Origin of the sequence: Bradyrhizobium sp. (assembly GCF_019242285.1) — a bacterium.
Lineage (GTDB): Bacteria > Pseudomonadota > Alphaproteobacteria > Rhizobiales > Xanthobacteraceae > Bradyrhizobium.
The window spans coordinates 1-26,712 of sequence record NZ_JAFAVV010000596.1 but is presented as its reverse complement, the minus strand read 5'-3'; the positions used below and the strand labels follow the sequence as shown (position 1 = coordinate 26,712).

Genomic DNA, 26,712 nt, shown 5'->3' with positions numbered 1-26,712 from the left:
CTCGGCGACGCGAGTTGAAAGTCGACCGGGCGCTTGGCGACATAGTCGGCCGGATGCACGCGCCAAGCGGGTTCAAAGACGCTCATCCGGTCACACCACCCATTCAGCCTTGATGGCACTGCCTTTACCTTGAGGCGATGTTTCCGCCTGGCGCCAGGACGAGAGCTGAAACAGCCCGGCCGGCAGAACCGACGCGAGGTCATCGTCGCTCGCGTCGCGGGCGATGATGACGAGAAAGGACGACAGCCCGGGATCGGCCCGGCGCAGCGGGCGCGGCGGCGAGAACATGGTGCCGACGCATTCGATCAGGAGCGGCGTCTTACCTTCGGCCACGCGCACCAGGCCCTTGATCCGCAGCAGCCGCTCGCCGAGCGCGCCGGCGAGATTGTCGAGCCAGGCGGCAAGGGCGGGATAGTCGATGTCGCCGGCCGGCCGCGCCGTACACAGCGCGAGGCGCGGATGGGCGCTCAGAGCATCGGCCGTGATCTCACGCAAGAGCGGGGTATCGGCGAGAGGCGCGAACGCCGCTAGCACCGCAGCCTCGCGATCCCGTGTGGCGATGACCTCAGCGAGTGGGTTGAGCGCGGCGATGGCCGACGGCGCGGCGGCGAGATCATCGGCCGAGACGAGATCGGTCTTGGTGGCGACGATGCGGTGCGCCGCCGCCCATTGCGCCGCCGCCTCCTCGAAGGTGGCGACATCGGTCCCGCGCACGATGTCATAGGTGCCGATCACGGCGATCTTCATCGGATGCTCGGCCAGCGTCGCGAGCGTGCGCAGCACCGGCCCGGGCATCGAGAGCCCGGAGGTCTCCAGGATGATCCGACGCAGCGGCCCCGCGCCGTCCGGGCGCGGCGCCGTGATCAGGCGGTCGATGGTGAAGGCGAGATCGCTGCCGACCTGGCAGCAGACGCAGCCGTTCGACAGCGTCGCCATCGGCACGTCGTCGCCGCTCTCGCGCAGCAGCACGCCGTCGAGCCCGATCTCGCCGGCCTCGTTGACGATGACAGCGGTGTCGGCGGCCTCCGCATGCGTCAGGAAGTCGCGCAGCAGCGAGGTCTTGCCCGAGCCGAGAAAGCCCGTCAGCACGAGAAAATCGAGTGCGCCGCCGCTCATTCCGCGGCCGCCGGCGTGGCGTATTTATCGGGCACGTCCTTCTCCCAGCTCGCATTGACCAGCTCGCGCACGTCGGCGAGCAGCTCGGCGGTATCATAGATGATGCCGTCCTTGATGGTGTATTTCAGACCGCGGTGCCACTCGACCTCGTTGGTGGCATCGTTGAAGCGCATCGCGCCGGTGCCGTACAGCAATTTGAAATCGGTCAGCGGGTTGTAGTCGTGCACCAGGAGATCGGCGCGCATCCCGATATCGATGGTGCCGACCTCGTCCTCGATGCCGCACAGAGCCGCCCCTTGCGAGGTCGCGGCGCGGATCACCTCCAGCGGATGGAAGCCCGCTTCCTGCAGCAGCTCCAGCTCCCTGACATAGCCGAAGCCGAAGATCTGGTAGATGAAGCCGGAATCGCTGCCGGTGCAGACGCGCCCGCCGCGATTCTTGTACTCGTTGATGAAGGCCATCCAGAGCCGGTAATTCTCCTTCCACTCGATCTCGTTCTGGGTCGACCAGCGGTACCAGTAGGAGCCGTGGCCGCCGCGCTGCGGCGTGAAATACTCCCACATCGACTTCCAGGTATATTGCTCGTGCCAGTCGGCCCGGCGCGCGCGCATCAGGTCGCGGTTGGCGTCGTAGATCGTGAAGGTCGGCACGAAGGTGAAGCCGAGCTTGAGAAAGCTTTCCAGCGTCTCCTCCCATTTGCGCGTGCCGGGCCTGGAAGCCTGGGAGAACATCTGGCCCGAGATCGAGAAGCGGAAATATTCGTCGGTGTAGTTGTAGTCGAGCGGGAAATCCTGCACGACGCGGTCCTCATACAGCGCCTCCGGCAGGCCGTAATAGTGCTCCGCGCTGGTGAGCCCCCAGCCCGCGGTGGTGAGCGCGTTCATCCGCGTCACCGCCATCTGCGCGTGATGGCAGCCGGAGCGCAGGCCGAGCTTTCGGCATTCGTCGAGGGCGGCTTCCATGATCGTCGGCGGCGCGCCGAAGAACTTGATGCCGTCGGCGCCGCGCTCCTTCACCTTGCGCAGCCAGGCCCGCCCCTGCTCCGGCGTGTAGATGGTCTTGACCATGTCGTTGACGGCCGGGAAGTAGGCATAGGCCAGCAGCCGCGGCGCGGCGATCGTGTTCTCCTTCGCGCGCTGGCGCTGGTCGATCACCCAGCCGAGCCCGTTCATCGAGCCCATCTCGCGCACGGTGGTGACGCCATGGGCGAGCCAGAGCTTGTAGACATAGTCGACCGGCGGCACCCAGCCGTTCGCCGAGTGATAGGCGACGCCGGCATGGGCGTGGCAGTCGACGAAGCCCGGCGTCACCCATTTGCCGCGGCAGTCGATCTCGTGGTCGGCGGGCTCGCTCGGGCCCGCGCCATAGCCTACCACCTTCTTCAGGCTGACGATGCGGCCGTTCTCGACGATGATGTCGATCGGGCCGATCGGCGGCGCGCCGGTGCCGTCGATCACGGTGGCGCCGCGCAGCGCCAGCCGCTTGAACGGACCCGTGCCGCGGTCGCGCGAGGTCGCTCTTGCGACGATCGGCACCTCACCCTTGTTGCGGATGCGCGCGAGCTCGTCGCCGGGGAGGACTTCCGCCTGATCAGCCATGTCGCATTCCCTTCCTTGATAAGGCTTCTGTTGGCGCTACCGCACGCGATAACGCCGCGCGAAAACGACGCTGCCGAGCACGGTGAAGGTCATTGTCACCGCCAGCAGCATGAAGGCCAGCGTGGCGCCCATCGGCCAGTTGTTGCCGCGCACGAACTGGTCGAAGACCGCAGGCGCCATCATCTTGAAACGCGGGCCGCCGAGAAGCACCGCGGTTGCATAGGTGTTCATGCAGAGAACGAAGACCAGGATGGAGCCGGCCGCAACCCCGGGTGCGGACAGCGGCAGGATCACCCGCCAGAAGGTCCGCATCGCGGAGGCGCCGAGATTGGAGGCGGCGTCCTCCAGGTCGCGCGGGATGCTCTCGATGACGGCCGAGATGGTCAGGATCATGTAAGGCAGGACCACCGCGATGATTCCGAGCACGACCGCCTTGGGCGTGTACATCAGAGCCAGCGGTTCGCGGATCACACCGATCGCCAGCAGCGTCTGGTTGACCAGGCCGCCGCGGTCGAACAGCGCCATCCAGCCCGCCGCGCGCACGACATTGCCGACCAGCAGCGGGAACATGGTCGCGATGACGACGAGGCTCTTCCAGCCGCTCTGCAGGCGGGCCAGCCAATAGGCCGCGGGATAGGCGATGACGAGAGTCAAGGCGGTGCAGAGCAGCGCGACACCGAGCGTCGACAGGATCACCTCCTGGTAATAGGGATCGGTGGCGGCCCGCACGTAGTTGTCGGGCGAGACCGTCGCGATCATCAGCTCGGTCGGGCTGAACTGCTCGAGCGAGATCCGGAACATCAGGACCATCGGCCCGACCAGCAGGGCGAGCACCAACAGGCACGCGGGCACCACCAGCAGTGCCATCACGCTACGCCTTGAACTGCTTGTTCCAGAAGTCGAGGGTGCGCTGCGAGCGCTGCGCCTGGTAGGCGTAGTCCGGCTTCAAGAGCTTGGCGCGGTCGGCCTCGCCGAGGCTGACCTGCTTGGCCAGCTCCTCCGGCAGCACCGCATCGGTCACGGTCGGCACATAGCCCATCTTGTCGGCGAAGGCGACCTGCGCCTTGGCGTCCAGCATCGCGTCGAGATAGGTGAAGCCGCCGTCCTTGTTGCGCGCGTTGCGCGGCACGGAGGCCTCGAACACGATCGCGACTGCGCCTTCCTTCGGAACGACATGCGAGAGCGGGATGCCGGACTTCTTCCACATGAAGCCCCGGGCGAGCCACATCGTGGTGAGCCAGACCTCCTCCGATTTCAGCGCGGCCGCCAGCGCCTCGTTGGACGGATAGACCTTGGCGTCCAGCGAACGCAGCTCCATCAATTTCTGCTCCGCCGGATCGAAATTGGAAACGCTGCCGCCGCCGGCGAGCGCGGCTGCCAGCGTGTTATTGGGATAGAGGATGTCGACCAGCCCGACCTTGCCGCGCCATTTGGGATCCCAGAGGTCGGCAAAGGCGGTCGGCGGCGCCTTCACCTGGTTGGTGTTGTAGAGGATCACCTGCGCCGAATAGATATGGGGGATCGCGGTCGCGGTGCGCAGCTCCGGAAACACCTTGTCGAGCCGCGACACCTTGGCGGCGTCGACCGGCTCGAACGCCTCGGTGGCGGCGACGATATAGTGGTCGGAATCGGACAGGCAGGCGACGTCCATCGAGCCGCGCCGGCTCTGCCGTTCGGCGAGCAGCTTGGTCTTGCGCGGATCGGCATTGGCGACGTCCTGCAGCACCTCGACGCCCTTCGGCGCGAGCAGCGGCTTGTCGATGAGGTCGCTGAGCAATTGTCCGTAATCGCCGCCCCAGGTACCGACCACGACCTGGCCGGTCTCCGCATGGCTTGCGGGCACATTCACAGCGAGTGCGGCGGCGGCACCGGCGCCGGCCGATAGAAAACGACGTCGGGATATCATGATGACCTCTCCTATCAGGAAATTTGCGGTAACAGTCGCGGGGCCCGGCGGTCCCACACCAGTGAAACGATATCATCCGGCTTGATCGAGGCCAGCCTGTCGTCGTCGCCGGGCGTCGGCCGGATCACCACGAAGGAGGCGTCGCCGACGCGCACATGGACCTCGGTCTGCGGCCCGAGATAGGTCACGGCCCTGACGGCCCCGCTGATCTCGCCATCGGCGCCGAAGCCGATCGTGATCCGCTCCGGCCGCAGCGCAAAGGCGGTGGCGTCCTTATGCTCATCGGCCGCGGGGGCGACCGGCAGCAGCAATCCACCCTCGGTGCGGAAATGCGTCTCGCTCTCCCGGCGGCCTGGCAGGATGTTACAGCGGCCGACAAAGTCGGCAACAAACGCGTCCGCCGGCTCGTCGTAGAGTTCTTTCGGCGTTCCGATCTGGCGCACGCGGCCGCTTTCCATCACCACGAGGCGGTCGGCCATGGTCAGCGCCTCCTCGCGGTCGTGCGTGACGAGCAGCGTCGTCAGCCCGAGCCGCTGCTGCAGCGTGCGGATCTCGATCCGGACCTCGGCGCGCAATTTGGCGTCGAGGTTGGACAATGGCTCGTCGAGCAGGAACAGCTTTGGATTGATCACCAGCGCCCGTGCCAGCGCCACGCGCTGCTGCTGGCCGCCGGACAATTCGCGCGGCAGCCGATCGGCGAGATGCGAAAGCCGCACCAGCTTCAGCACGTCGGCGACCTTGGCGGCGCGCTCGGCCGCGCCGAGTCCGCGCATCTCGAGGCCGAAGCCGACATTCTGCGCCGCGGTCATGTGCGGAAACAGCGCGTAGGACTGGAACACCATGCCAGTCGAACGCCGGTAGGCCGGCAATCGCGTCACGTCCTCGTCGTCGAACAGCACGCGTCCGCTGGTCGGTGGCAGGAAGCCCGCGACCATGCGCAGGGTCGTGGTCTTGCCGCAGCCGGACGGACCCAGCAGCGCGACCAGTTCGCCCTCGCGCACGGCAAGTTCGAGACCGTCGACGGCGACCGCGGCGCCGAACCGTTTCGTCAATCTCTCGACCGAGAGCCTCGCCATCACACCACCCGCGACAGTTTGACGAAGCGATCGGTCGTTGCCATCAGGACGCCGACCAGCAGGATCTGCACGGTCGCAACCGCGGACAGGGTCGGGTCGATACGGAATTGCAGATAGTTCAGCATCGCAACCGGCAAGGTGGTCCGACCAGGGCCTACCAGAAGCAGCGACAGGTCGAGATTTTCAAAACTCTGGATGAAGGAGAACATGGTGGCGGCGACGATGCCGGACCGCATCATCGGCAGCGTGATGCGGCGAAACACCGTGAAGGGGCTCGCGCCGAGATTGGCGGCGGCCTCCTCGGCGGCACGGTCGAGGCCCTGCAGGCTCGCGACCACGAGCCGCACCGTCCAGGGAATCGCGAGCAGGATGTGGGCCGCGACCAGCCCCTGCACCGTCGCCTTGATGTCGCGGTCGAAGAAATCCTCCGCCAGCACATAGAGCATGTAGAGGCCGGAGCCCGCGACCACGCCGGGCACCGCGAGCGGTGCCAGCAGGAACGTCGAGAGCGCGCCGCGGCCTTTGAATTCGCCTCGCACGATGGCAAGTGCGGCGGCAGTGCCGATCGGCACGCCGATCGCGGCGGCGATCAGCGCGATCTGGAAGCTGGTGACGAGCCCGCGCAAGAATTCCGGCTTGTCCCAGGCATTGGCGTACCAGTGCAGGGTGAGCGCCGGCGGCGGGAAGCTGATGATCTCCTGCGCGAAGAAGCTCGTGACCGCCACCATCAGGACCGGCGCGAAGATGATGAGATAGGCGAGCGCGACCAGCGCCCGCATCAGGGCTCGGCCGAGCAACGGCCGTTCAGTGAGACGGGCAAAGATTGAGGCAGGCATGCGCAATGGCGATCGCGGGTCCGGAGGGCACTCGTCGGGCGCGGCATGGTAGTCCGGCCCGGGTCACGTCGCCAAGCCCACAGCATGGGCGCCGATTGCGGTAATTTGGGCGCTTTTGCCCGTTTGCCAGCGGGTTGCGCTACCGGCTTGGGCAGCTCCTGGGCAGCTCACCGTGGCGCCCATCGCATCGCGATGTGCGGGATGCCGTCGTCGTCGAACGGCTCGCCCACCGGCACGAAGCCGAACGAGGCGTAGAAGCGCGCGAGATGCGCCTGCGCGTCGAGATGAACCGGCGATTGCGGATAGCGCCGCTGCGCTTCCAACAGCGCCGCAGCCATCGTGGCGCGGCCGTATCCGAGACTCCGCGTGTGCTTCGCAACCGCGAGGCGGCTGATCGACGGAATCGGATGCCTGCAACCGGGCGGCAGGACTCGAACGACGGCAACCAGTTCGCCCGACGCATCGCGGCCGACGCCATGGATGGCGTCGCGATCAAAACCGTCGGCATCGAGAAACGCACAGGCCTGCTCGACCACGAACACCGCCTGCCGCAGCCGCAGCGCGTCATAGAGATCGGACGGCGTGAGGTCGGCGAAGGCGCGCCATTGGACAATCAAGGTCATTACCTATGTCTGCGAGCGCTACAGGATCCATCATCCGGCCGAAACGTGAAAGCGCATGCCGGCGCGCTTTTGCAGATATCCGATCACGTTGAACAGGTTCTTCGCCTGGGGATTGCCGCGCGGCCCAAACATACGAATGAGGCTCTTGGGCGGCGCACCCGTCGCCTCGCCGAGTTTCTCGAACCCCACGGTCGCCTTGATGTAGTTGCGCAGGATAGTCTTGCCAGTCTCCACGTCTCCAGCGAGCATGGCATCGATACCTTCGCGTAGGAGAGCTTCGGCAAACTTCTTGTCGAGCTTGACCTGATGCTGCACGAGGTCTTTGAAGCTCTTTGTTCTCGCCATCGCCAAACTCCTTCAACGCCCGCGCTTGCTCTGTTTGTAGTCTTGCCAGTATGCGTGAGCCGCTTCGATGTCACGCTGCTGACGTTTCTTCGTTCCGCCGTCAACAGGATCACGAGTGTCTCGCCGTCACGGCCGAGATAGACACGGTAACCGGGACCAAAATCGATGCGATATTTCAGGACCCCCTCACCAACGGACTTCACATGGGAGAGGTTTCCCTGCTCGAGCCTCGCGATCGCGCGCGTGACTTTGGCGCGGGCCACCGCGTCCAATCCGCAAACCACTTGGCGAAGGGTTGCTGCCCGTCCGCGCCGACATAGTAGCGGATTTCCACCATGGTTCATGGGTAACACAAATGTTACCCATCCGCAAGGGCAGCGAACGTAGCCCGTATGAGCATCGAGCATAGCGATATACGGGGCCGATATCCGGATATCGCCACGCTCATCCAGGCTACGTCCCCACCTCCTCCCTCAATCGCTGAGATATTCCGGGTAGCGCGCGCGGATGCGGGCGAGCTCGCTGAGCGTGCCCGAGAGATGGTTGCGCAGGTGCTTCTGCGCGTCGTCACCCCTGCCGGCACCGATCGCCCGCACGATCAGCTTGTGATGCCTCAGGATGTCCTGCGCCTTGCCGGGCGACGGCAGATGCATGCGCCGCAGCCGGTCGATGTGGCCGCCGCGGCTGCGCACCAGCGACCACAGGTCCTGCTTGTCGGCGGCGGCATAGAGCTGGGCATGGAATTCATTGTCGGCGGACATGAACTTCTCGAACAGGCCTGCTCTCGCGAATTTCTGCTGCCGCGCGATCGCGGCGTCGAGCTCGGCGATCAGCGCCGCGTCATGGTTGAGCGCCAGCAGGCGAACGATCTCGAGCTCCAATGCCTGGCGCAGGAAGTGGGCCTGTTGCGCCAGGCGGATGTCGACCCGGCTCACCACTGTCGCATGTTGCGGGAAGACGTCGACCAGCCCCTCCTCTTCCAGCCGCATCAGTGCGTCGCGGATCGGCGTCGAGCTGACCCCGAACTGGCTGGCCAGTTCGGCGCGTGACAGCGGCGCGCCGGGCGGCAATTCCAGCGCGATGATCATCCCGCGCAGCCGCTCGAACACCTGCGGCGCGGCCTGGCGGTCGCGATCAAGCCGCTCGGCGGCGCGCGGAGCATGGCGGGAGGCAGCCGGCACGAGGGCCATGGATGAAACCGGTAACAGGAAGAATAGCCTTGCGTCAGATGCACTAATATATTAGTGCATCTCGCTGCGGCCGTCAACCAAAGCGGCGCTCCGGAAGAAATGCGACCATGAGCAACAGGATGATGTGGGGTGCGGGCGCGGGCCTGATGGCGCCGCTCGCGACCGCGCTCGTATTCGGCGTCCCCTCGGGCCAGGGCGGACTTGGCGGGTTCATCTTCGAGAACCGCAACCTGCCCGACATTCCCGCGGTGTCCGCCGGGCTATTGCCCGTCATCATCATCGGCCTGATCGTGGAGAACCCGATCTTCCGCACGATCGAGCGCAACAGCGTCCAGAAGTGGGACATGCACGCATGAGCGCCAGCAGGAAATCACCGGCAGAGCTTCGCAGCGCGCGCTGGTTTGTGCCCGACGACCTGCGCGCCTTCGGCCACCGTTCGCGCACGATGCAGATGGGCTACGCGCCGGAAGAGTGGAGGGACCGGCCGGTGATCGCGATCCTCAACACCTGGTCGGACGCGCAGCCCTGCCATACGCATTTCAGGAGCCGGGTCGACGACATCAAGCGCGGCATCCTGATGGCCGGGGGCTTCCCGATCGAACTGCCGGCGCTTTCGCTGTCGGAATCTTTGTTGAAGCCGACCACGATGCTCTATCGCAACATGCTGGCGATGGACGCCGAGGAGCTGCTGCGCGGCCATCCCGTCGACGGCGTCGTGCTGATGGGCGGCTGCGACAAGACCACGCCCGGGCTCCTGCTCGGCGCCACCAGCATGAACCTGCCGGCGATCTACCTGCCGGCCGGCCCGATGCTGCGCGGCAACTGGAAGGGCCGGACGCTGGGCTCCGGCTCGGATGCCTGGAAATATTGGGACGAACGGCGCGCGGGAAAAATCTCCGACCGCGACTGGCTCGACATGGAGGCCGGCATCGCCCGCAGCTACGGCACCTGCATGACCATGGGCACCGCCTCCACCATGACCGCGATCGCGGAGGCGATCGGCATGACGTTGCCGGGCGCGTCATCGATCCCGGCGGCCGATGCGAACCACATCCGCATGGCGTCGGAGTGCGGCCGCCGTATCGTCGAGATGGTGTGGGAGGATCTCACGCCGCAGCGGATCCAGACCCGCCAGGCCTTCGAGAACGCGATCACCGTGGCGATGGCGATGGGCTGCTCGACCAACGCGATCATCCATCTGATCGCGCAGGCGCGCCGCGCCGGCCAGGATATCGGGCTCGCCGATTTCGAGACCGCGAGCCGCAAGGTGCCCGTGATTGCCAATGTGCGTCCGAGCGGCGACACCTACCTGATGGAGGATTTCTTCTATGCCGGCGGCCTGCCCGGCTTGATGAGCCGGATCAGGGAGCATCTGCATCTCGACTGCCTCACGGTTACCGGCAGGACACTGGGCGAGAACATCGCGAGCGCTGAGGTCCATAATGACGACGTCATTCGCACCCTGGGCAACCCGATCTACAAGGAAGGCGCGCTCGCGGTGCTGAAGGGCAACCTCGCGCCCGACGGCTGCGTGATCAAGCCTTCTGCCTGCGATCCGCGCTTTCTGAAACACACCGGGCCCGCGCTGGTGTTCGACGACTATCCGTCGATGAAGAAGGCGATCGATGATCCCGATCTCGACGTCACCGCCGACCATGTGCTGATCCTGCGCAACGCCGGGCCGCTGGGCGGTCCGGGCATGCCGGAATGGGGCATGCTGCCGATCCCCGCGAAACTGGTGAAGCAGGGCGTGCGCGACATGGTGCGATTGTCGGACGCGCGGATGAGCGGCACCTCCTATGGCGCCTGCATCCTGCACGTGGCGCCGGAATCCTATGTCGGCGGCCCGCTGGCGCTGGTGCGAAACGGCGACCACATCACCCTCGACGTCGCCGCGCGCAGCATCAATCTCGACGTGCCGGCAGCCGAGCTCGAACAGCGGCGCACCGAATGGACGCCGCCGGCCCACCGTTTCGAGCGCGGCTATGGCTGGATGTTCTCGCGCCACATCAGGCAGGCCAATGAGGGCTGCGATTTCGATTTCCTGGAGACCGGTTTCGGCGCACCGGTTGGAGAGCCGTCGATTTACTAACCCGCCGTTCCGGGGCGATGCAAAGCATCGAACCCGGAACCTCGAGATTCCGGGCTCGATGCTGACGCATTGCCCCGGAATGACAGCGAGGACGACCATGCCCCACCTCAGCGACACCACTCGCAACAAACTCACGACCATCTCCACCGCCACGGTGGCGACCGCGCTCTACAAGCGCGGCTTCCGCATCCAGTGCATCCAGAATGTGCACCCGCTGAGCCCGGACCAGCCGACCCTGGTCGGCGAGGCCTTCACGCTACGCTACATCCCGGCGCGTGAGGACCTCAACAAGCTCGACGTGTTCCGCGACCGCTCCCATCCGCAGCGCAAGGCAATCGAGGACTGCCCGGTAGGCGCCGTGCTGGTGATCGACAGCCGCAAGGATGCGCGCGCGGCTTCGGCCGGCGCGATCCTGGTGACGCGGCTGATGAAGCGCGGCTGCGCCGGCGTGGTCACCGACGGCGGCTTCCGCGATTCGGCCGAGATCGCCAGGCTCGGCTTCCCGGCCTATCACCAGCGGCCGAGCGCGCCGACCAATCTCACGCTGCACCAGGCGATCGAGATCAACGGCCCGATCGCCTGCGGCGATGCGCCGGTGTTTCCCGGCGACGTCATCCTCGGCGACGGCGACGGCGTGATCGTGATCCCGGCGCATCTCGCCGATGAGATCGCCGAGGAAACCTTCGAGATGACGGCGTTCGAGGATTTCGTTGCCGAGGAGGTCCACAAAGGCCGGTCGATCGTCGGGCTCTATCCGGCGACGGACGAGCAGACGCTGAAGGATTTTGCAGTCTGGCGAAAGGCGAACGGGCGATGATCTACTGTAGCCCGCATGAGCGCGGCGATATGCGGGACCCCTGTTCGCGGACATCGCTGACGCTCATCCGGGCTACGACCTCTACCCGCCTCACGCGATCGCCGCGAGATAGCGCGCGACCGACGCCTCGAATGCCGGCTTGGCGACGGCCTCGATGTTGCGGCCCCACCAGCCGCCATGGATGCGATCGAAGTCCAGCGGCGCGATCACATCGGCGATGAGCCGCACCGCCTTGGCATTGAGCGGCAGCAGGTTCGGATAACTGTACATGAAGCTGACATGGCGGCGGTCCATCGCGACCATGGCGATGTCGCCGACGAACAGCGCGCCCCTGCCCTCGGCGCCCGCGCGCCAATGCAGCACGCTGGCGCCGGGAAAATGCCCGCCGGCGCGGAGCAGCGTCATGCCGTCCGAAATTGCCAATTTGTCACCGGTCCACGGCACGATGGAAGGATGCGGCCGCGTGACGAAGGCGCGATCGTCAGTGTGCAGGTACACCGGAGCGCCGCCGAACGCATCGCTCCAGTCCGCGACCGCGCCATAGAAATGCGGATGCGACACCGCGATCGCCTTGAGCCCGCCGAGCGAACGTACATGGGCAATCGCTTCATCGGTCGCGAGCGGAATGCAGTCCCACATCACGCAGCCGTCGGCCTCGCGCAGCAGCAGCGCGCGCTGGCCGATCGCGAATGACGGCTCCATGCCGATGCCCAAAACGCCCATGTCATCGCGCCAGACCAGCCGGTGGCGCTGCAACAGTTCCTCGCGGCTGAGCCAGCTCTGGCCGTTCCAGTTCACGAATTGCCGCTCGTCCTCGCAGATCACGCAGGCATGCGGGGGCGATGAGCTGTCGGCAAATTGCGCACCGCATTGAAGGCAGGTCCAGAGAGGCATGGGATGATCCCTTCAAAAGGCTCACAACAGGATGCGCGAACGCCGGCACAATGCCAGTCTCAATCCTGCGCGGCCGCCATGCGCTCGAGCAGATGCCGCCCCGCCGCTTCCAGATGCGCTTGCAAGGCCTGGATGGCGCCCTGCGCGTCGCCTTTCCTCAGGTGCTCCACGATGGCGCGGTGATCGTTCAGCCAGCGCGGTTTCTTGGCCGGCATCGTCGCATAAGCGCTGACATGCAATCGGCAGGCTCGCCGCAACGACTCGATCATCGCGAGTTGCCGCGGGCGGCCGGCGGGCTGATAGAGCGCGCGGTGAAACGCCCAGTCGCCGGCGGCCCAAGCCCGCGTGCCGGCGTCAAGGTCCGACTTGCGGCGGACGCGCTCGATCTCCTCCAACTCGGCAGGCGCGACATGCGCGGCGGCCCGGCGCAGCGCATCGCATTCCAAGAGCACGCGCAGGTCGTAGATTTCCCGGACCTCGGCCGCCGTGAGGGTGATCGCCCGCGCGCCCCGGTTGGCCTCGATCTCGATCAGCCCCTCGCCGGCCAGGATGCGCAGCGCATCCCGGATCGGAATCCGGCTGACGCCGAAGCGCTCGGCGAGCATGACCTGCGACAGCTCCGCGCCCGGGCGCAACGTCCCCGCCATCAGTTCGGAGCGCAGCTCCGCGGCGATCATCTCCGGGGTCATCCCTTGCCCTTGGTTTCCCTTGCCCTTAGTTTCGACTCGCTGTATACACGTATACACAAAGAGGGAGCCATGGCCAAGCTTCACGATTACACGGCGGAGATCGCCTGGAGCGGGGATCGCGGCGAGGGCACGAAGCGCTATCGCGGCTACGATCGCACCTGGCGCATCGCCACCTCGGGCAGGCCGGTGATCGAATGCTCGAACGATCCGCTGCTCGGCGGCGATCCGGCAAAGCCCAATCCGGAGGACCTGCTGCTGGCGAGCCTCGCCGGCTGCCACATGCTCTGGTACCTGCATCTGGCGAACGACGCCGGCATCGTGGTACGCGCCTATCAGGACCATCCGCTCGGGGTCGGCGAGACCGGGTCGAAGGGCGAGGGTCGCTTCGTGCGCGCGACCTTGCGGCCGAGGATCACCGTGGAGCGCGGCGCCGACCTCGCCAAGGCCGATGCCCTGCATCACGACGTGCATCACTACTGCTTCATCGCACGATCGGTGAATTTCCCGATCAGCTACGACGCAAGCTATCTGGAGGTCTGATCAGCGCGAGGTTTTCGCGCTCGCCTTTGCTTCTCCGGATCCTTGAGGCCGTAAGAGGCAAATCCCACCGCCACCTCCGCGATCTCCTCCTTGGTGAGGATGAAAGGCTGGCCAAGCCCGAGCGCCAGATAATACTGGCGCGCCAGCGTCTCGAGCTCGACGGCGAGCCACATCGCCTTGTCGAGCGTGGCGCCGACCGCGATCATGCCATGATTGGCCAACAGGCAGCCATTGCGGCCTTCGAGCGCGGCGAGCGCGAGCTCCGACAGCTCCTTGGTGCCGTAGCGCGCATAGCCGGCGCAGCGGATGTCGTCGCCGCCGAACGCCGCGATCATGTAGTGGCAGGCCGGGATCGGCTTGCGCGCGATCGCAAGCACCGTGGCATAGGTGGAGTGGGTGTGGACGATGGCGCCGACGTCGGACCGGGCGCGCAGGATGTCGAGATGGAAGCGCCATTCGGTCGAGGGCTTCAGTGGCCCGCTCCATGATCCATACTCGCCGTCGAGCGGCATCGCGGCGATCATCTCCGGCTCCATCGCATCGTAGGGCACGGCCGACGGCGTGATCAGCATCCGCTCCTGGTATCGGGCGGAGATGTTGCCCGAGGTGCCCTGGTTGAGGCCGCACGCGTTCATCCACCGACACTTGCCGATGATCGCCGCGCGCAACTGCCGTTCCTCATGCTTCATGACGTGGTCCCGGCGTTCCATCAAATCGATGTTCCGATCCTATCAAATTCATGCACTGTTCGGACACCGTCAGTTGCGCCAATATCCTCCGGGACGTTCAGCCATGTCTTCGAGGAGATGCCGTCGATGAAGGGTGCAGAGCTTCTGGTGTCCGCGCTGGAGAACGAGGGCGTCAGCCGGATTTTCGGGGTGCCGGGCGAAGAGAATCTCGACGTGGTCGAAGCGCTGCGGCGTTCGTCGATCAAGCTTGTTCTGACCCGGCATGAGCAGGCGGCAGCCTTCATGGCAGCCACGCATGGGCGGCTGACCGGGAGACCCGGCGTCTGCATCGCGACCCTCGGGCCGGGCGCGCTCAACTTCACGACGGGTGCGGCCTATGCGCTGCTCGGCGCGATGCCGATGGTGATGATCACCGGCCAGAAGGGAATCCTGACCCGCAAGCAGGCGCGGTTCCAGGTCGTCGACATCGTCTCCGCGATGGCACCCTTGACCAAGATGACGCGCCAGATCGTCAGCCCCGCCACCATTCCCTCGATCGTCCGCGAAGCCTTTCGCGTGGCGCAGCAGGAGCGGCCGGGACCGGTTCATCTGGAATTGCCGGAAGATATCGCCGCGGCGCAGACCGCGCCGATCGCGCCGATTCCGCCCCACCCGATCGAGATTCCGGTCGCCCACAGCGGTGCGCTCGACCGCGCCGCCGATTTGATCGCCAAGGCCGAGCGGCCGCTGATCATGCTCGGCGCCGCCGCGAGCCGGCCGCATCTGGCGGACGCGCTCACCGATTTCGTGCGGCGCCTGCAGATCCCGTTCTTCAACACCCAGATGGGCAAGGGCGCGGTCGCGGGCGGCTCCGGCCTCTACATGGGAACGGCCGCGCTGTCGGAGCGCGACTACGTCCACGACGCCATCGACCGCGCCGATTTGATCATCGCCATCGGCCATGACACGGTCGAGAAGCCGCCCTTCTTCATGGGCGCGCACGGGCCGATGGTGCTGCACATCGGCTACCTGCCGGCCACGGTCGAGGAGGTGTTCTTTCCGAATGCGGAGGTGGTCGGTGACGTCGGCCCGAGCCTGACGCTGTTGGCCGATCGGCTCGAAGGCCGATTGCCGAAGGGCGGCGCGCTGCTCGGGCTGCGCGAGGCGATCCTCCGCCACATCACCGATCGCGCCGAGGAGAGCCGCTACCCGCTGACGCCGCAGCGGATCGTCCACGACGTGCGGCAGGTGATGCCGGAGGACGGCATCGTCTGCCTCGACAACGGCATGTACAAGATCTGGTTTGCGCGCAACTACCGCACGGCGGTGGCCAACACGCTGCTGCTCGACAACGCGCTCGCGACCATGGGCGCGGGCCTGCCGTCGGCGATCATGGCCGCCCTGCTCAATCCCGGCCGCCGCGTGATGGCGGTGTGCGGCGACGGCGGCTTCATGATGAATGCGCAGGAACTGGAAACCGCGGTGCGGCTCGGCCTCGACCTCGTCGTCCTGATCCTGCAGGACAACGCCTACGGCATGATCCGCTGGAAGCAGGGCGTCGACGGCTTTCCGGATTACGGCATGACCTTCGGCAATCCGGATTTTGTCGCTTACGCACACGCCTACGGCGCCAGGGGCAGCCGCGTCGAGCATGCCGATGGACTGAGTGCCGCGCTGGAAACCGCCTTCACGGAAGGCGGCGTGCATGTCGTCGCCGCGCCGGTCGACTATTCCGAGAACATGCGCGTGCTGGTGGAGGAACTGCGCGCGCATGAGAAGGGGGTGTGAGGGGGGCTCTCGCTGGAATTTCAGCCAAACCTGACATGCATATATTTTCATTTATTGACAAATATTCTATATCCAGCTAACTAACGCCTCTAGCCGCAGGAGGAACCGACGTGACCGACCCCTACCGTCCCAAAGGACTCTCGAGCGCCGTCTGCTATCAGGATCCCAAGGCCGCCTTTCGCTGGCTCGAGGAGGCGTTCGGCTTCGAGCCGCTGTTCGTCATTCTCGACGCCGACGGCAAGCTCGCCCATTCGGAGATGACCTTCGGCCATTCCGTCGTGATGGTCGGCAGCGAGTGGAGCGCCGATCACAGGAGTCCGAAATCCACCGGCGGCAAGAACACCCAGACCGTGCACGTGCAGCTCGCGGAAGGCGAGGACGTCGACGCCCATTGTGAGCGCGCGCGCAAGGCGGGCGCGGCGATCCTGCAGGAGCCCGACACCCAGTTCTACGGCGACCGCACCTATCGCGCGCGCGACCCGGAGGGCCACATCTGGACCTTCGGCGTCACCGAGCGGCGGATGACGCCGGAACAGTGGGACGAGGCTAGCGGTCTCACGACCAAGAAGCGGCTCGATTGAGCTCGCGCATCGACAAGACGCTGGCGGCGCTCGCCGATCCCTACCGGCGCCAGGCGGTGGAGCTGCTCGGCCAGCGGCCGCGCCGGGCCGGCGAACTCGCCGAGATGCTCGGCCTGCCGGCACCGGCGATGAGCCGGCATCTGCGCCAGTTGAGGCAGAGCGGCCTGGTCGAGGAGACCCATCCCGAATTCGATGCGCGCGTTCGCGTCTATGCGCTGAAGGACGGCGCCATGGCCGAGTTGAAGCGCTGGCTTGCCGACACCGAGGCGATGTGGACGATGCAGCTCGCAAGCTTCAAGAAGCACGTCGAGAAGAAGCGCAAATGACCGCGGCGGTGATCGTCTCGATCCGCCTCGACGCCACGCCGGCCCAGGCCTTCGAGGCTTTCACGGCGGAGATCGGCCAATGGTGGCGGCCGAATCCCCTGTTCGCGCTGACGCCACGCGGCGACGGCGCGCTTCGCTTCGAGCCCGGCGAAGGCGGGCGGCTGGTCACCGCGCTTCCGAACGGAAAGGAGTTCGAGGTCGGCCGCATCACCGTCTGGAAACCAGGTGAGCGGCTCGCGCTCACCTGGCGTCAGGCGACTTTCGCGCCGGGTCAAATGACGGAGCTCGACGTGCGCTTCGAGCCGATCGGAGACCAGACCCGCGTGACGGTCGAACATCGCGGCTGGGACACGGTCCCGCAGGGTCACGTCGCCCGTCATGGTTTCCCGCTCATGCTGTTCCAGCGGCGGCTGGCCGAGCACTGGCGCGTGCTGCTCGCGGCTCTCGACGCCAATGCGCGCCGCGGTCAACCGTGATAGGCGAACAGCTCGATCGGATCACTGAAGCCGCGCACCGAATGTTCGCCGACGCGTTCGAGATCGAAATCGCATCCGACGAGGTCGGCGAAGGCGCGCGACAGCAGCACCGGCTTGCCCAATTGCTTGGTGAGGCTTTCGAGCCGCGAGGCCATGTTGACCGCCGGGCCGATCACGGTGAAGTCGAGCCGGGTGCGCGAGCCGATATTGCCGTACATGACATCGCCGACATGGACGCCGATGCCGTAGTTCAGCGGCGCGCGGCCGGTCCCGTCGTTCTTGACGTTCAGGGCAGCCATCGCCTGCCGCGCCTCGGACACCGCATGCAGCAGGTTGGCGCAGGCCCGCTTCTCGCTGAGTGGGAAGATGGCGAGCAGGCCGTCGCCGATGAATTTCAGGATCTCCCCGCCATGCCGGGTGATCGGCTCCGACATCGCGTCGAAATAGTCGTTGAGGAGCTCGATGACGTCGTCGCGCGGCCAATTGTCGGAGATCTTGGTGAAGTCGCGCAGATCGCAGATCATGATCGCGGCGTGCACCGTCGTGCCGCTGCCGCGCCTGGTGGCGCCGGCCAGGATGAGCTCGCCGGCATGGGCGCCGACATAGGTTTCGAGCAGCGTTCGCGCCAGCCGGTTCTTGACGCGGATTTCGCTGACCAGCGCCAGCGCCGGCAACAGGTTGCGCAAGCCCTCGATATGCGCGGCCTCGAACCCGCCCGGCCGGTCGGTTGCAAAAGTGACGATGTGCCGCTTGCCGAGCGTGTGGTAGAGCGGCCATGCCACATAATCGGTCAGGCCCTTCGCCCGCATCTCGTCGTAGACGGCGTGCTTGCGTCCCAGCGCGCCGTCCTGCGCGAGATTCTCGCGCACCTCTTTGGCCCCGTCCTGGATCTCGTTGGCGGGACTGCCGATGAATTCCGATCGCTCCCTGACGTCATAGTCCACCCTCGCGATCTCAGCCTCGCGCATCCCGTCGGCCCACATAATCCGGGCGCCGAGCCATTGCGGATGGTGGATCAGGACATGGAGCGTCGCCCGCTTGACGGGAATGCCCGCGCGCTGCAGCCGCAGACACATCTCGGCGAAAATGTTGTCGATGAAGCGCTCATCGCGGGTGTCGTTGGTCAGCCAGTTCACGACCTCACCGCCAAGATGCGCGGTGTCGGAATCGATATTCGGTGGCGCGTTCATGGCATGCTCCTGGGTGGGCGATCGGGGTCGACGGCAGGGGATATGTCGTGTGCCCGCCCGGCGGCGTCAACGGCACGGAAAGCACATCCTTTGTCGACCACGCCTGCCGGAGATGCTAGTTTCGATGCGGCGCGCGTCAGTGGGACCGGAGGAAGGCATGGAAGGCGGCATGGTTACGCCCGCCCAGGCTTTGGTGCGTTTTGCCGGCATTCAGAAGACCTATGATGGCGAACACCTCGTGGTCAAGAACCTCGACCTCGACATCCGAAAAGGCGAGTTCGTCACCCTGCTCGGCCCGTCGGGCTCCGGCAAGACCACCACGTTGATGATGCTGGCGGGTTTCGAGGTTCCGACCCAGGGCAACATCTACCTGGCGGGCCGGCCCATCAACAATTTGCCGCCGCACAGGCGCGACATCGGCATGGTGTTCCAGAACTACGCGCTGTTTCCCCACCTGACGGTCGCGGAGAACATCGCCTTTCCGCTGTCCGTCCGCAACATCGGCAAGTCGGAGGCGCGGGAGCGCGTGCGGACGGCGCTGCGCATGATCAAGCTGGAAAACCTGGCGCAGCGCCGGCCGGGGCAGCTTTCCGGCGGCCAGCAACAGCGCGTGGCGCTGGCCCGTGCCCTGGTCTACAATCCGCAACTCGTGCTGATGGACGAGCCCCTGGGCGCATTGGACAAGCGCCTGCGCGAGCAGATGCAGTTCGAGATCAAGCAACTGCACGAGACGATGGGCATCACCGTGGTCTACGTCACCCACGACCAGAGCGAGGCTCTGACGATGTCGGACCGCATCGCGGTGTTCAACGACGGCATCGTCCAGCAGATCGATGAGCCGGACGCCCTGTACGAGCGCCCCGTGAACAGCTTCGTCGCCCATTTCATCGGCGAGAACAACGTGCTGGCCGGGACCGTCGAAACCATCGAACGAGGATATTGTCGCGTCGCCCTGACCGCTGGCGGCTCCGTCGTGGCCCAGCCGGTCAACGTCGCCGGCGCCGGCGTCCCCACCTCCCTGTCGGTGCGGCCGGAGCGGATCTCCATCCTGGCGAACGGGGCTGTTCATGACGGGCCGAATTGCCTGCCGGCGACCGTGCAGAACACGATCTATCTCGGTGACCACGCCCTGGCCGTGCTCCAGGTCGGCGGCAATGGAGAGTTCATGGTCAAGCTTCAGCCCGGCGCCCACGAAGGCCTGAACCGTGGCCAATGCGTCTTCATCACGTTCCGCCCCGAAGACTGCCTCGCCCTCGATCCCGTGTGATCGATCACGGTCGGCCCCTTCTGCCATCCTCGAGATGCAACCATACACAGGAAGAGGAACCAAGACGATGCTGAAACTCAAAATGGGATTCGTCGCGACGTTCGCTGCCGGCATGGCGCTGGCCACCGCCGCGCAGGCGCGTGACCTGACCGTCGTATCGTGGGGCGGCGCGTATCAGGATGCGCAGAGGAAGGCCTATTTCGAGCCGTTCAAGAAAGCTGCCGCCGTTCCGATGAACGACGAGTCCTGGGACGGCGGCATCGGCGTGCTGCGCGCCAAGGTCCAAGGCGGCGCGGCCACCTGGGATCTCGTCCAGGTCGAGAGCGAGGAGCTGGCGCTCGGCTGCGAGGAGGGCCTGTTCGAGAAGATCGACTACGCGAAGATCGGCGGCGAGGCGGCCTATCTGCCGTCGGCGGTCGATCCCTGCGGCGTCGGCGCCATCGTGTATGACTTCGTTCTCGGCTATGACAAGGACAGGCTCAAGGACGCGCCGAAGGGCTGGGCCGACTTCTTCGACACCAGGAAATATCCAGGCAAGCGCAGCCTGCGGCAGGGGCCGAAGACCACGCTGGAGATTGCCCTGATCGCCGATGGTGTCGCGCCGAAGGACGTCTACAAGCTGCTGGCCACCGACGAGGGCATCGAGCGCGCGTTCAGGAAGCTGGACACCATCAAGAACGACATCGTCTGGTGGAAGGCCGGCGCCCAGCCGCCACAGTTGCTCGCATCCGGTGAAGTCGTGATGACCTCGGTCTACAACGGCCGCATCGACGCCGCGAACAAGAACGAGAAGAAGAATTTCGGCATGGTATGGAACGGAGCGCTCTACACCATCGACAGCTGGGTCATCCTGAAAGGCAGCCCGAACCAGGACGCCGCCTACAAGTTCCTCGACTTCGCCGGCAAGGCCGACAACCAGGCCAGGCTGTCGGAGAACATCGCCTACGGCACCTCGAACAAGGACGCCGCCGCCCACCTGCAGCCGGCCGTGCTGAAGGACCTGCCGACCGCGCCGGACAACATGGCGAATGCGGTGGAGATCAACGTGGCCTTCTGGCTCGAAAACATCGACCGCCTGACCGAGCGCTTCAACAAATGGGCGGCGAAATAGCTCACACCCGGAACGCTCAACCGATGACAGCCGCGTTCGTGACCGGCGATGGGCCGCCCGAGGTGCCACTCAGGCGGCGCCTGAAGCGGGCGGAACGGGCACGCCAGTTCAAGGCACTGGCGCTGATCCTTCCGCTTCTTTTGTTTCTGCTCCTCACTTTCCTTGGTCCCATCGCCGGCATGCTGTGGCGCGCGGTCGACGACCGCGAGGTGCGCCAGGTCCTGCCCCAGACCGTGGCGGCGCTGGCGGACTGGGACGGCAGGGATCTGCCGGACGAAAAGACCTACGCGGCGCTGGCGGCCGACATTCTTGCGGCGCGCACCGCCGGCACCGTCGCCATCGCATCCAAGCGGCTGAATTACGTGCAAAACGGCTTCCGCACCCTCCTGGCCGGCACCGCGCGCAATCTGAAAACCGCACCAGAGCCGGGCACCGCCAACGCGGCGCTGGAGAAGATCAATCCGGCCTGGGGCGAACGCGCCACCTGGACGGCCATTAGGAGCGCCAGCGGCCCGATCACCAGCTTCTACCTGCTGGCGGCGCTCGACCTGACCCGCAACGCGGACGGCGCGATCGTCGCGGCGCCGGCGGATCAGGCGATCTATCGCGACGTGTTCGCCCGCACCTTCATGATCAGTTTCGGCGTCACGGCGCTCTGCCTGATCCTCGGCTTCCCGGTCGCCTATCTGCTGGCGACACTGCCGGCCGGCCGATCGAACCTGCTGATGGTCTTCGTCCTGCTGCCCTTCTGGACCTCGCTTCTGGTCCGGACCTGCGCCTGGATCGTGCTCCTGCAGAGCGAGGGCGTGGTGAACGACGGCCTGCGCTGGCTCGGCCTCATCGACGCGCCGCTGCGCCTGATCTACAACCGCTTCGGCGTGGTGGTGGCGATGACCCACGTGCTGCTGCCGTTCATGATCCTGCCGCTGTACAGCAGCATGAGGGCGATCTCGCCGGCCTACATGCGCGCCGCGGCGTCGCTTGGCGCGTCGCCGGCCACGGCCTTCCTGCGGATCTACCTGCCGCAGACACTGCCCGGGATCGGGGCAGGCAGCCTGCTCGTCTTCATCCTGGCGCTCGGCTACTACATCACTCCGGCCCTCGTCGGCGGCGCCGCCGATCAGATGATCAGCTACTTCATCGCCTTCTACACCACCGAGACGGTCAATTGGGGCTTGGCCTCGGCGCTCGGCGCGGTGCTGCTGCTCGCGACCCTGCTGCTGGCGGGCGTCTATGGCAAGCTGGTCCATGGCGCGCCCGTAACGGGAGGCATGAAGAATTGAGCGGTCCCTCTTCCCTCCGCACCGCAGGCCAGCGCATCGCATGGACCACGACCCTGATCGTCTCCTCGCTGGTGTTCATCTTCCTGATGGCGCCGATTCTGGCGATCATGCCGCTGTCCTTCAGCTCCGGCTCCTATTTGACCTATCCGCTGCCGGGGCTCTCGCTCCGCTGGTACCAAGACTTCCTCACGTCGGCGCGCTGGATGACGTCGCTGAAGAACAGCATGATCATCGGCGTCGCTTCGACCATCCTGTCCATGGTGCTCGGCACGTCGGCAGCATTGGGTCTGTCGCAATGGAAGAGCCGGATCAAGCCGCTGGTGCTGGCGGTCGTGCTGTCGCCGGCCGTCGTGCCCGGCGTCATCACCGCGGTCGGCCTGTATTTCTTCTTCGCGCCGATCGGGCTCACCGGCAGCTATTTGGGTCTGATCCTGGCGCATACCGCGCTCGCGACGCCGTTCGTCGTGATCACGGTGAGCGCGACGCTGCAGAGTTTCGACACGAACCTGGCTCGCGCCGCAGCCTCGCTCGGCGCCTCGCCGCTTGACGCCTTCCGCCGGGTGACCCTGCCGCTGATCCTGCCTGGCCTCGCGGCCGGCGCGCTGTTCGCCTTTGCGACCAGCTTCGATGAGGTGGTGATCGTGCTGTTCATGGCCGGGCCGGAGCAGCGGACCCTGCCCCGGGAGATGTTCAGCGGCATCCGCGAGAACATCAGCCCGACCATCACCGCTGCGGCGGTGATCCTGACGACGGTGTCCGTCATCCTGCTCACCACCATGGAAGGCCTGCGCCGACGCAATGAGCGGCTGAAGGGCAACGACGCTTGACGGGGCGAATGCCCGCGTCAAGCCATCAGGCGGCTTTAAAAAGACCACACGATTGGGTCTCTGGTGACGGCGCCGATGCGTCAGTCCGTTAAGTTCTTTGAACCATATTGCGCAGCGAGTTCGGTCAGGGAAATCGTCGGGTCTGAGCCAAGTCAATCAGCAAGCCGCGCGGCTTAAGCCGTCGCGAATGCGTCTCTCCGGTTGCGTTACGCAGACAGGCGGCGCGGTCGGATACGTCCATGCGCCTGAAAAAATGGGAACCCAACGGGCATTTGGTTGCTTGGGAGATTTCAACTGCGCGAGACAATACCATGCCCAATTTCTTCAATCTCCCGTCCTTTACCGACGACGGCGACGTTCATGTCGTCGTCGAAACGCCGCGCGGCAGCCGCGCAAAATTTGCTTACGATCCTAAGCTTGAGACGTTCGCCCTCAGCAAGTCGCTACTGACCGGCCTAACCTATCCCCACGATTGGGGCTTCGTGCCTTCGACGAAGGCCGACGATGGCGACCCGCTCGACATCATGGTGATCCACGACGCCGCGACCTTCCCTGGGATGGTCGTCACCTGCCGCATTATCGGCATCCTGCAGATCGAGCAGAAGAGTAAAAAGAAGTCCGAGCGCAACGACCGCTTGTCCGCTGTGCCGGGGCGCTCGCATTCCGAGCGGTGGCTAAAGGATGTCGCGGATCTTTCGAAGCCGATCCGGGAAGAGCTTGAGAAGTTCTTTATCGCGACCGACGAGCTCAAGGACAAAAAGCTGAACATCCTTGGCTGGAAAGGGCCCAAGGTAGCTCTCGATGCCATCAAAGACGCCGGCAAGTCGTTCGCCAAGGAAGACAAGGAATGAATCAGGCGGCCTTCGCGCGCTCCTTCTTCGCGGGCGCGATCGGCTCAGACGGCCACGCAAAAGCGCAAGGACGGCTTTCCTCCGGCGTGTGGCTTTCAACCGCGCCTCTCAGTGCATTTCGGCTTTCGATTTGAGCTCAAGCAAGAGATTGCCGTCTGCTAGATATTCAGGACCTTAGCGCTTGCGGAGATCCCGGGCCTGTTGCCGAGCCTTGCCGGCCACCTTTTCGATCGCCGCGCGAAGATCGCGCTTCGCCTGCGTCGCCCTGTCGAAGGTTTCGAACTCGTTCAGCGCCATCGTCGCGAGGACCATTCCCGCCCAGGTGCGAAATCCCTCGAATTCGACCGGAGTTTTTGACAATTAGATCGGATATCGTCAGCCCAGCTATACCTTTCATCGAATAGAAAACGAGAACTAGGGTCTCTACGTATTGGCTGCAGCAGAACACTTGGCCGAAAGCGCTGAATTCGACATTGCGATCGTCGACATCAACTTGGCTGGTCATGAGATTTGGCCGATCGCGGAGGCCATCGGGCGGCGCGGCGCCGCATTCCTTTCATCTTTGCGAGCGGTTATAGTAACGTCGTGCTATCGCCGACTTTTGTGAACCGAACGATTCTGACGAAGCCCTTCTCAATCGAGAAACTCAGAGACGCGATCGCTGCGACATGATAAGCGGTGGAGTTTTCAGTCTACCGAACCCCTATCGGCGTGACCGGCGGCTTAACCCACCACTTCATCAAGATGCCCTGCCTATCGTCGGGACTATCGAGCTTTTGTGAAGCGTCCCCGATGCCGACGACCTAATTGGCATCGATTAGCGATGTCATGGACGCGGACATCATCGCCGGATGAGCCGAGATTTTTTCTATCGAGATCGCGCGATCGCGCGCGACCCGATGACTGAGCTTCTTCGCGTCCCAAAACATGCTCGAGATTCAGGCTGGATCGCACTGCTATACCTGCCCTGGAATCTGACGATGCGAGCAAAAATTGGAGACAAGGTTGCGTGTGGAAGATTATATGGTCTGCTAGACGCCTCCCGGGGGATTTTTCGCAACGGTTCGCTGGTATTTTTGAGATGCTGACCCTTTCTGTCTTCCTGGTCGAGGATGAGAGTTTAATCCGGATGATGATTGCCGGAATGATAGAAGACCTCGGTCATCGAGTGGTCGCAGAAGCTGCGAGCATCGCTGCCGCAAAGCCCTTGGCCGAGGGCGCGAAGTTCGACATTGCAATCCTCGACATCAATGTGGCAGGCAACGAGATCTGGCCAGTCGCGCAGACCATAGAGCGGCGAGGTCTCCCTTTCATCTTTGCGAGTGGGTATACCAATCTCGTGCTGCCGGCGGCTTTTGTGGGCAGAAGGATTCTGGAGAAGCCCTTTCCAATTCGGAAGCTCAGGGACGCGATCCATGCAATTTGGCGGGCCTGAAATCATTTGCCGTAGCCGAAGGCCTCTTGGATCCGGTGCCAAGCAGCCGTGGCAGCTTTCTTTCCTCTGCGGTCGGGCCGGCATCAACGAGCGGTCCGCGCCCGGGTGCTCCGCAATTACGAGACGTCACCCCGTGAGTGATGTTCTCCAATCCGGCAGGTCCAATAAGAACCTGAGATGAATCCGACCGGCGCAAATTGCTGCGGCGCAATCCAGATCGAAGGAGTGGCACGATTCGGGACGACTCGGCGGCCTTTTGTTCTCGGCCGATCGTTGTCGGGACTGAATTGAGGCAGCAGGTATGCCGCGCGGGTCCCGCGCGCGGGAACAAAGTTCCTCAGCCGGACGTTCCTGGATTAATCAGACCGGGAGGAATCGCATGGGACTGTTCACGAAAGACATCAAAACCATGGAGGATCTACTGCTGCATGGCTTGCAAGACATCTACTATGCCGAACAGCAGATTCTGAAATCGCTACCCAAGATGATCGACAAGGCGACGAACCGCGACCTCGTCGCGGGTCTCAAGAACCATCTCGAGGAGACCCAAAGCCAGGTCCAGCGACTCGAGAAGGTCTTCGCCAAACTCGGCAAACAGGCGAGCGGCACACAGTGCCCAGCCATCGACGGTATCATCAAGGAGGCCGACGAAACCGCGGGCGAAATCGAAGACAAGGCCGTTCTCGACGCCGCGATCGTCGCGAATGCTCAGGCGGTCGAACATTACGAAATTTGTCGGTACGGCACTTTGATCGCATGGGCTGAAGAGCTCGGCCATGATGAGATCGTGCGTTTTCTCACGACCAACCTCAATGAGGAAAAGGCCGCCAACACGAAGCTCAACACCGTGGCCTTGCGGAAGGGCGTAAACGCGAAAGCGTCGACCGTGGCTTGAGACGACGGAGACCCAGCGCAGACGCGAAAGGCTTCGAGAATCTTCTCGGAGCCTCTTTTTTTTCAATAGGAAGGAAGTCCAACCATGACCGAGGTTACGGTCACTCAAAAACCTCGAAAGCCGATTGCATTTCGCCTGAAGGAGATTTTGAGCGTATTGGGTCCTGGACTGATCACCGGGGCATCGGACGATGATCCCTCAGGAATAGGCACCTACAGCCAGGCCGGCGCCCAGTTGGGATTCGGCGTGGGCTGGACCATGCTTCTCACCTATCCATTGATGGCGGCCATTC

The 26,712-nt window shown here is 64.8% G+C and carries 30 protein-coding genes and 2 pseudogenes; 18 read left to right on the top strand and 14 right to left on the bottom strand.

The window, feature by feature from the left end; all coding sequences use genetic code 11:
• Positions 1 to 90 precede the first annotated feature (90 nt).
• From JOY90_RS24435 to JOY90_RS24390, 9 genes are all read right to left on the bottom strand, one after another.
• Positions 91 to 1,116, bottom strand: coding sequence for a GTP-binding protein (locus JOY90_RS24435; protein WP_291693677.1), 1,026 nt, complete (start codon positions 1,114 to 1,116; stop codon positions 91 to 93).
• Complete coding sequence (locus JOY90_RS24430; protein WP_291693676.1) at positions 1,113 to 2,714, bottom strand: amidohydrolase family protein; 1,602 nt, start codon at positions 2,712 to 2,714, stop codon at positions 1,113 to 1,115. Before JOY90_RS24430 ends, JOY90_RS24435 begins: the two co-directional genes overlap by 4 nt.
• 36 nt (positions 2,715 to 2,750) lie before the next feature.
• On the bottom strand, positions 2,751 to 3,581 hold the full coding sequence (locus JOY90_RS24425) for an ABC transporter permease (RefSeq protein WP_291693675.1): 831 nt from the start codon (positions 3,579 to 3,581) through the stop codon (positions 2,751 to 2,753).
• A gap of 4 nt (positions 3,582 to 3,585) precedes the next feature.
• Positions 3,586 to 4,620 (bottom strand): extracellular solute-binding protein, encoded by a 1,035-nt coding sequence (locus tag JOY90_RS24420; protein WP_291693674.1) that lies wholly within the window; start codon positions 4,618 to 4,620, stop codon positions 3,586 to 3,588.
• A gap of 14 nt (positions 4,621 to 4,634) precedes the next feature.
• Complete coding sequence (locus JOY90_RS24415; RefSeq protein ID WP_291693673.1) at positions 4,635 to 5,696, bottom strand: ABC transporter ATP-binding protein; 1,062 nt, start codon at positions 5,694 to 5,696, stop codon at positions 4,635 to 4,637.
• The gene (locus JOY90_RS24410; RefSeq protein ID WP_291693672.1) at positions 5,696 to 6,532 is read right to left on the bottom strand and encodes an ABC transporter permease; all 837 of its coding nucleotides are present in this window, start codon (positions 6,530 to 6,532) and stop codon (positions 5,696 to 5,698) included. The genes JOY90_RS24415 and JOY90_RS24410 overlap by 1 nt, the downstream gene beginning before the upstream one ends.
• Before the next feature lie 167 nt (positions 6,533 to 6,699).
• On the bottom strand, positions 6,700 to 7,155 hold the full coding sequence (locus tag JOY90_RS24405; protein ID WP_291693671.1) for a GNAT family N-acetyltransferase: 456 nt from the start codon (positions 7,153 to 7,155) through the stop codon (positions 6,700 to 6,702).
• 30 nt (positions 7,156 to 7,185) lie between these two features.
• The gene (locus tag JOY90_RS24400) at positions 7,186 to 7,500 is read right to left on the bottom strand and encodes a transcriptional regulator (protein WP_291693670.1); all 315 of its coding nucleotides are present in this window, start codon (positions 7,498 to 7,500) and stop codon (positions 7,186 to 7,188) included.
• A gap of 473 nt (positions 7,501 to 7,973) precedes the next feature.
• Positions 7,974 to 8,690 carry a GntR family transcriptional regulator gene (locus tag JOY90_RS24390; RefSeq protein WP_291693669.1) on the bottom strand — a complete coding sequence of 239 codons (717 nt, stop codon included), beginning with the start codon at positions 8,688 to 8,690 and terminating at the stop codon, positions 7,974 to 7,976.
• 155 nt (positions 8,691 to 8,845) lie between these two features.
• Between JOY90_RS24390 and JOY90_RS24385 the strand changes: the two are divergent.
• The 3 genes and pseudogenes from JOY90_RS24385 to JOY90_RS24375 form a co-directional block, all read left to right on the top strand.
• Positions 8,846 to 9,046 (top strand): annotated as a pseudogene (locus tag JOY90_RS24385) (ABC transporter permease); the annotation flags it as partial.
• Positions 9,043 to 10,782, top strand: coding sequence for an L-arabinonate dehydratase (gene araD / locus JOY90_RS24380; protein ID WP_291693668.1), 1,740 nt, complete (start codon positions 9,043 to 9,045; stop codon positions 10,780 to 10,782). The pseudogene JOY90_RS24385 and the gene araD, both read left to right, overlap by 4 nt.
• Before the next feature lie 97 nt (positions 10,783 to 10,879).
• A complete protein-coding gene (locus tag JOY90_RS24375) occupies positions 10,880 to 11,599 on the top strand; it encodes a ribonuclease activity regulator RraA (protein WP_291693667.1) in 720 nt (239 codons plus the stop codon).
• A gap of 90 nt (positions 11,600 to 11,689) precedes the next feature.
• Here the strand turns inward: JOY90_RS24375 and JOY90_RS24370 are convergent, their stop codons facing one another.
• Both JOY90_RS24370 and JOY90_RS24365 read right to left on the bottom strand, forming a co-directional pair.
• Positions 11,690 to 12,493, bottom strand: a complete 804-nt coding sequence (locus tag JOY90_RS24370; protein WP_291693666.1) for an MBL fold metallo-hydrolase — start codon at positions 12,491 to 12,493, stop codon at positions 11,690 to 11,692.
• A 59-nt stretch (positions 12,494 to 12,552) separates the two neighbouring features.
• Positions 12,553 to 13,170 (bottom strand): GntR family transcriptional regulator, encoded by a 618-nt coding sequence (locus JOY90_RS24365; RefSeq protein WP_291693665.1) that lies wholly within the window; start codon positions 13,168 to 13,170, stop codon positions 12,553 to 12,555.
• A gap of 81 nt (positions 13,171 to 13,251) precedes the next feature.
• Between JOY90_RS24365 and JOY90_RS24360 the strand changes: the two genes are divergently transcribed.
• Positions 13,252 to 13,722 carry an OsmC family protein gene (locus JOY90_RS24360; RefSeq protein WP_291693664.1) on the top strand — a complete coding sequence of 157 codons (471 nt, stop codon included), beginning with the start codon at positions 13,252 to 13,254 and terminating at the stop codon, positions 13,720 to 13,722.
• On the opposite strand, the gene JOY90_RS24355 is transcribed toward JOY90_RS24360, so the two are convergent.
• Positions 13,707 to 14,411, bottom strand: a complete 705-nt coding sequence (locus JOY90_RS24355) for a class II aldolase/adducin family protein (RefSeq protein ID WP_291693663.1) — start codon at positions 14,409 to 14,411, stop codon at positions 13,707 to 13,709. The genes JOY90_RS24360 and JOY90_RS24355 overlap by 16 nt on opposite strands.
• Positions 14,412 to 14,528: 117 nt before the next feature.
• Between JOY90_RS24355 and JOY90_RS24350 the strand changes: the two genes are divergently transcribed.
• The 4 genes from JOY90_RS24350 to JOY90_RS24335 all read left to right on the top strand — a co-directional run bounded on the left by JOY90_RS24350 (position 14,529) and on the right by JOY90_RS24335 (position 17,561).
• The gene (locus JOY90_RS24350) at positions 14,529 to 16,178 is read left to right on the top strand and encodes an acetolactate synthase large subunit (protein ID WP_291693662.1); all 1,650 of its coding nucleotides are present in this window, start codon (positions 14,529 to 14,531) and stop codon (positions 16,176 to 16,178) included.
• Positions 16,179 to 16,288: 110 nt separating this feature from the next.
• Positions 16,289 to 16,759 carry a VOC family protein gene (locus tag JOY90_RS24345; protein ID WP_291693661.1) on the top strand — a complete coding sequence of 157 codons (471 nt, stop codon included), beginning with the start codon at positions 16,289 to 16,291 and terminating at the stop codon, positions 16,757 to 16,759.
• Complete coding sequence (locus JOY90_RS24340) at positions 16,756 to 17,085, top strand: helix-turn-helix transcriptional regulator (protein ID WP_291693660.1); 330 nt, start codon at positions 16,756 to 16,758, stop codon at positions 17,083 to 17,085. The genes JOY90_RS24345 and JOY90_RS24340 overlap by 4 nt, the downstream gene beginning before the upstream one ends.
• Positions 17,082 to 17,561, top strand: a complete 480-nt coding sequence (locus JOY90_RS24335; protein ID WP_291693659.1) for an SRPBCC domain-containing protein — start codon at positions 17,082 to 17,084, stop codon at positions 17,559 to 17,561. The genes JOY90_RS24340 and JOY90_RS24335 overlap by 4 nt, the downstream gene beginning before the upstream one ends.
• On the opposite strand, the gene JOY90_RS24330 is transcribed toward JOY90_RS24335, so the two are convergent.
• Positions 17,552 to 18,751 carry an adenylate/guanylate cyclase domain-containing protein gene (locus tag JOY90_RS24330; RefSeq protein WP_291693658.1) on the bottom strand — a complete coding sequence of 400 codons (1,200 nt, stop codon included), beginning with the start codon at positions 18,749 to 18,751 and terminating at the stop codon, positions 17,552 to 17,554. The two genes, JOY90_RS24335 and JOY90_RS24330, sit on opposite strands and share 10 nt — an antisense overlap.
• Positions 18,752 to 18,908: 157 nt before the next feature.
• Here JOY90_RS24330 and JOY90_RS24325 point away from each other — a divergent pair, with 157 nt between their 5' ends.
• From JOY90_RS24325 to JOY90_RS24300, 6 genes are all read left to right on the top strand, one after another.
• Positions 18,909 to 20,018, top strand: a complete 1,110-nt coding sequence (locus tag JOY90_RS24325) for an ABC transporter ATP-binding protein (protein ID WP_291693657.1) — start codon at positions 18,909 to 18,911, stop codon at positions 20,016 to 20,018.
• Between the two features lie 67 nt (positions 20,019 to 20,085).
• A complete protein-coding gene (locus tag JOY90_RS24320) occupies positions 20,086 to 21,129 on the top strand; it encodes an ABC transporter substrate-binding protein (RefSeq protein WP_291693656.1) in 1,044 nt (347 codons plus the stop codon).
• A gap of 23 nt (positions 21,130 to 21,152) precedes the next feature.
• Positions 21,153 to 22,412, top strand: coding sequence for an ABC transporter permease (locus tag JOY90_RS24315; RefSeq protein ID WP_291693655.1), 1,260 nt, complete (start codon positions 21,153 to 21,155; stop codon positions 22,410 to 22,412).
• Positions 22,409 to 23,239 carry an ABC transporter permease gene (locus JOY90_RS24310; protein ID WP_291693654.1) on the top strand — a complete coding sequence of 277 codons (831 nt, stop codon included), beginning with the start codon at positions 22,409 to 22,411 and terminating at the stop codon, positions 23,237 to 23,239. The genes JOY90_RS24315 and JOY90_RS24310 overlap by 4 nt, the downstream gene beginning before the upstream one ends.
• 239 nt (positions 23,240 to 23,478) lie before the next feature.
• Positions 23,479 to 24,090: an inorganic diphosphatase gene (locus JOY90_RS24305; protein ID WP_291693653.1), complete on the top strand. Its 612-nt coding sequence runs from the start codon at positions 23,479 to 23,481 to the stop codon at positions 24,088 to 24,090.
• Positions 24,087 to 24,224 carry a hypothetical protein gene (locus JOY90_RS24300; RefSeq protein ID WP_291693652.1) on the top strand — a complete coding sequence of 46 codons (138 nt, stop codon included), beginning with the start codon at positions 24,087 to 24,089 and terminating at the stop codon, positions 24,222 to 24,224. The genes JOY90_RS24305 and JOY90_RS24300 overlap by 4 nt, the downstream gene beginning before the upstream one ends.
• A gap of 40 nt (positions 24,225 to 24,264) precedes the next feature.
• On the opposite strand, the gene JOY90_RS24295 is transcribed toward JOY90_RS24300, so the two are convergent.
• Positions 24,265 to 24,387 (bottom strand): hypothetical protein, encoded by a 123-nt coding sequence (locus JOY90_RS24295; RefSeq protein ID WP_291693651.1) that lies wholly within the window; start codon positions 24,385 to 24,387, stop codon positions 24,265 to 24,267.
• A 133-nt stretch (positions 24,388 to 24,520) separates the two neighbouring features.
• Between JOY90_RS24295 and JOY90_RS24290 the strand changes: the two genes are divergently transcribed.
• The 4 genes and pseudogenes from JOY90_RS24290 to JOY90_RS24275 form a co-directional block, all read left to right on the top strand.
• On the top strand, positions 24,521 to 24,697 hold the full coding sequence (locus JOY90_RS24290) for a hypothetical protein (protein WP_291693650.1): 177 nt from the start codon (positions 24,521 to 24,523) through the stop codon (positions 24,695 to 24,697).
• A gap of 474 nt (positions 24,698 to 25,171) precedes the next feature.
• Entirely contained in the window at positions 25,172 to 25,525 is a 354-nt protein-coding gene (locus JOY90_RS24285; protein WP_291693649.1) for a response regulator, read from the top strand.
• Positions 25,526 to 25,904: 379 nt separating this feature from the next.
• Complete coding sequence (locus tag JOY90_RS24280) at positions 25,905 to 26,420, top strand: ferritin-like domain-containing protein (protein WP_291693648.1); 516 nt, start codon at positions 25,905 to 25,907, stop codon at positions 26,418 to 26,420.
• An 84-nt stretch (positions 26,421 to 26,504) separates the two neighbouring features.
• Positions 26,505 to 26,712, top strand: a pseudogene (locus JOY90_RS24275) (divalent metal cation transporter); the annotation flags it as partial.

Excerpts from the sequence above, each read along its gene's own strand:
- JOY90_RS24305 (WP_291693653.1), top strand. The coding sequence starts at position 23,479 with ATGCGCCTGAAAAAATGGGAACCCAACGGGCATTTGGTTGCTTGGGAG.
- JOY90_RS24325 (WP_291693657.1), top strand. The coding sequence starts at position 18,909 with ATGGAAGGCGGCATGGTTACGCCCGCCCAGGCTTTGGTGCGTTTTGCC.
- JOY90_RS24410 (WP_291693672.1), bottom strand. The coding sequence starts at position 6,532 with ATGCCTGCCTCAATCTTTGCCCGTCTCACTGAACGGCCGTTGCTCGGC.
- JOY90_RS24375 (WP_291693667.1), top strand. The coding sequence starts at position 10,880 with ATGCCCCACCTCAGCGACACCACTCGCAACAAACTCACGACCATCTCC.
- JOY90_RS24315 (WP_291693655.1), top strand. The coding sequence starts at position 21,153 with ATGACAGCCGCGTTCGTGACCGGCGATGGGCCGCCCGAGGTGCCACTC.
- JOY90_RS24330 (WP_291693658.1), bottom strand. The coding sequence starts at position 18,751 with ATGAACGCGCCACCGAATATCGATTCCGACACCGCGCATCTTGGCGGT.
- JOY90_RS24285 (WP_291693649.1), top strand. The coding sequence starts at position 25,172 with ATGCTGACCCTTTCTGTCTTCCTGGTCGAGGATGAGAGTTTAATCCGG.
- JOY90_RS24415 (WP_291693673.1), bottom strand. The coding sequence starts at position 5,696 with ATGGCGAGGCTCTCGGTCGAGAGATTGACGAAACGGTTCGGCGCCGCG.
- JOY90_RS24350 (WP_291693662.1), top strand. The coding sequence starts at position 14,529 with ATGCCGTCGATGAAGGGTGCAGAGCTTCTGGTGTCCGCGCTGGAGAAC.
- JOY90_RS24360 (WP_291693664.1), top strand. The coding sequence starts at position 13,252 with ATGGCCAAGCTTCACGATTACACGGCGGAGATCGCCTGGAGCGGGGAT.
- JOY90_RS24320 (WP_291693656.1), top strand. The coding sequence starts at position 20,086 with ATGCTGAAACTCAAAATGGGATTCGTCGCGACGTTCGCTGCCGGCATG.
- JOY90_RS24435 (WP_291693677.1), bottom strand. The coding sequence starts at position 1,116 with ATGAGCGGCGGCGCACTCGATTTTCTCGTGCTGACGGGCTTTCTCGGC.
- JOY90_RS24300 (WP_291693652.1), top strand. The coding sequence starts at position 24,087 with ATGAATCAGGCGGCCTTCGCGCGCTCCTTCTTCGCGGGCGCGATCGGC.
- JOY90_RS24420 (WP_291693674.1), bottom strand. The coding sequence starts at position 4,620 with ATGATATCCCGACGTCGTTTTCTATCGGCCGGCGCCGGTGCCGCCGCC.
- JOY90_RS24405 (WP_291693671.1), bottom strand. The coding sequence starts at position 7,155 with ATGACCTTGATTGTCCAATGGCGCGCCTTCGCCGACCTCACGCCGTCC.
- JOY90_RS24425 (WP_291693675.1), bottom strand. The coding sequence starts at position 3,581 with ATGGCACTGCTGGTGGTGCCCGCGTGCCTGTTGGTGCTCGCCCTGCTG.
- araD (WP_291693668.1), top strand. The coding sequence starts at position 9,043 with ATGAGCGCCAGCAGGAAATCACCGGCAGAGCTTCGCAGCGCGCGCTGG.
- JOY90_RS24295 (WP_291693651.1), bottom strand. The coding sequence starts at position 24,387 with ATGGCGCTGAACGAGTTCGAAACCTTCGACAGGGCGACGCAGGCGAAG.
- JOY90_RS24370 (WP_291693666.1), bottom strand. The coding sequence starts at position 12,493 with ATGCCTCTCTGGACCTGCCTTCAATGCGGTGCGCAATTTGCCGACAGC.
- JOY90_RS24335 (WP_291693659.1), top strand. The coding sequence starts at position 17,082 with ATGACCGCGGCGGTGATCGTCTCGATCCGCCTCGACGCCACGCCGGCC.
- JOY90_RS24390 (WP_291693669.1), bottom strand. The coding sequence starts at position 8,690 with ATGGCCCTCGTGCCGGCTGCCTCCCGCCATGCTCCGCGCGCCGCCGAG.
- JOY90_RS24355 (WP_291693663.1), bottom strand. The coding sequence starts at position 14,411 with ATGAAGCATGAGGAACGGCAGTTGCGCGCGGCGATCATCGGCAAGTGT.
- JOY90_RS24280 (WP_291693648.1), top strand. The coding sequence starts at position 25,905 with ATGGGACTGTTCACGAAAGACATCAAAACCATGGAGGATCTACTGCTG.
- JOY90_RS24400 (WP_291693670.1), bottom strand. The coding sequence starts at position 7,500 with ATGGCGAGAACAAAGAGCTTCAAAGACCTCGTGCAGCATCAGGTCAAG.
- JOY90_RS24430 (WP_291693676.1), bottom strand. The coding sequence starts at position 2,714 with ATGGCTGATCAGGCGGAAGTCCTCCCCGGCGACGAGCTCGCGCGCATC.
- JOY90_RS24365 (WP_291693665.1), bottom strand. The coding sequence starts at position 13,170 with ATGATCGCCGCGGAGCTGCGCTCCGAACTGATGGCGGGGACGTTGCGC.